At 63.2% G+C, this 2,299-nt stretch carries 4 protein-coding genes; all 4 read right to left on the reverse strand.

Annotated features, from left to right (window positions below):
• The coding region (locus CH296_RS28360; protein ID WP_373557314.1) for a phage tail tape measure protein at positions 1 to 587 on the reverse strand (587 nt) is incomplete at its 3' end.
• A gap of 4 nt (positions 588 to 591) precedes the next feature.
• Positions 592 to 996: a hypothetical protein gene (locus tag CH296_RS28365; protein WP_094686286.1), complete on the reverse strand. Its 405-nt coding sequence runs from the start codon at positions 994 to 996 to the stop codon at positions 592 to 594.
• A 44-nt stretch (positions 997 to 1,040) separates the two neighbouring features.
• The gene (locus CH296_RS28370; protein ID WP_094686287.1) at positions 1,041 to 1,493 is read right to left on the reverse strand and encodes a hypothetical protein; all 453 of its coding nucleotides are present in this window, start codon (positions 1,491 to 1,493) and stop codon (positions 1,041 to 1,043) included.
• 40 nt (positions 1,494 to 1,533) lie between these two features.
• On the reverse strand, positions 1,534 to 2,094 hold the full coding sequence (locus CH296_RS28375) for a hypothetical protein (protein WP_094686288.1): 561 nt from the start codon (positions 2,092 to 2,094) through the stop codon (positions 1,534 to 1,536).
• Positions 2,095 to 2,299 lie beyond the last annotated feature (205 nt).

Here is a 2,299-nt window from a genome sequence, read left to right on the forward strand (position 1 = left end):
CCGAACTGGTTCGCGACAGCACCGGACTGAGCGAGACCCATTGCCACGTCGGTGATCTCGGCCGACGACGCGTTCGCCGAGTTGGCGAGCACATCGGAGACCGTCGCCGCGTAGTCGGCATTGAGACCGAACGACTGCAGCGCCTGCGACTGAATCGTCGCCGCCGAGGCCGCATCGATCTGCGCGGCCGCCGCCAACTGCAGCGTGCCCTTCGCAGCATCCATCGACTGCTGCACCGAGAATCCGCCCTTGGCGAGCTCGGTCATCGCCGCTGCAGCATCGGACGCCGACGTACCCGGCAGCGAAATGTCGTTACCGAGCGCCTTCGCACGATCGCCCGCGACCGACATCTGAGACTCGGTCGCCCGCGTCACAGCCTGCAGCGTGTTCATCGTGGTCGTGTAGTCGTTGCCGATGGTGATGATCTCTTTGACACCAGCAGCAACAGCAGCGCCACCGATAGCGAGACCCATTGCGCCACCGAACGCCTTCGCCTGCGTCAGCGCCGGGTTCAGCGCGCGCTGCAGATCACCCGGTGCGTTGCGTGCGTTGACTGCAACTTCTACGTCTATCCGACCACCGGGCACGAGATCACCTCTTTCGCATTCTCAAGATGTCGGCCAAAGAGAGCTTTCGATCCGACTTCGGAGTCGCATACCGTTGCGCCGCTTCGGTATAGCGCTGCCTGTGGATCTCCGCGAGCTCCGGACGACGCAGTGCGATCGGAAAGATCAGCGGCTCTTCCGGTGGCGTGATACCGCGACGCTTCCGATCTGCCGCTGCTGCCTTGACCTTCGGATCGGTTGGATCGGTAGTCCACTGCGAGTACAGAGAATCGAGCTCGAAATTGTCGCGGTCGAGAAGCATCGCAATGTTCTCGTCCGTCCGAACTTGCTGATCGTCGCGAGCGAGCGCGTCGTGAACCAACGCGCACAGGTCCGCGCACAGCATCGACTCCATGGCCTCGCGGAGATCGAGATGGTGATGCGCCCGCACGGCGGCAAGTGCTGCGTCCCAACCTTCCTCGTCGTCGAGGGTGGCTAGGACGCCAAGAATTTCCCCGACAGACTCATCAGGCCGGCGATCTTGTAGATCGTCGCGAACAGCTTGTTCGACTCCGGCATCGACAACTCACCGAGGTCCTTCCACAACTGCTGCGGATCACCGTCGGTCAGGACGATGTCGAGGATCTGATCGGGGACATCGTCGCCCGTCTTCCTCATCATCGCGAAGAACTTGCGGACGGTCTTCGCCGAATAGCGTCGGCCCACCGAGTAGACGTGTCCGTCGAACACGATCGGCACCGGCCGGTAGTCGTTCCACACGATCGGCAACTTGACCGGCGGACCACCGACCGCGAGCACCGATTCGAGATCGAACGGTTCTGTCCCGTCGGCCGACTCGGTTTCCTCGGCCTCGGCCGGTGGGGTGACCCCCGCCTCGTCGGTGTCGACGGGGCGGGGATCCTTGTTCTTGCTCTTGTTCTCTGGCATGTGAATTCGAGTTCCCTATCTATCTGGATGGGTTGTTGGATCAGGGAGCGAGCGGGTTGGCGTCGCCGCCCTCACGGACCTCGTTCAGAGCGATCAGCTCGAACTCCCAACCGTCGAGATCCTCACCCTTGAACGAACGAGGCGGCGGCGTGCCGAGGCGGTTGCGTTCGCAGTAGAACCACGCCTTCGCCGAGATGTCGCGTGCGACCGCGAGAACAGCGAACTCCTCGCCGTTGCCCTTCTTGTACTCGTAGTTGCCGGTGCTCAGCTCGATGACCTCGCCGCCCTCGAGCACCGTCAGGAACGTCGCCTTCGAGCGGTCGGTGGCACGGAACTTCAGGGTGTCGTCGCGAGGCGAGGACGTGACCGCGTACGAGGACTTCCGGAAATTCATGACCTTGTGCTTCTTGACGTCCTGGGTCGGGGTGACGTCGAAGCCCATCTGCAGACCACCGAACGCGTCCCACGCCACACCAGGCGCGGTGCCCGTGATCGGGTTGTCAGCGAACGGATCCGCGGGAAGTGCGGTGCCGGCGGGGGCTCGGTAGAAGTCGACGTCCAAGTAGACGGTCGCCTTGTTCGGATCGGCGTGTGTGCTCACGGGTGATTCCTTTCAACGTTTCGGCCCACGTCCGTGAGCTCGATGATTGGGTCCGGCCCGGGGCGCATGCCAGGACACCCCGGACCGGAGTTCACGCCCACCAGAAAGTGGGGTGTTCTCGGACGGTGACGGTCAGTTCGACTCGCACCGTCTGGCGATATAGCGGCATGTCGTCACCGCGTGACTTGTCGATCTGCGGCCCGTT

This window comes from Rhodococcus sp. 14-2496-1d (assembly GCF_002259365.1).
Taxonomy (GTDB): Bacteria; Actinomycetota; Actinomycetes; order Mycobacteriales; family Mycobacteriaceae; genus Rhodococcoides.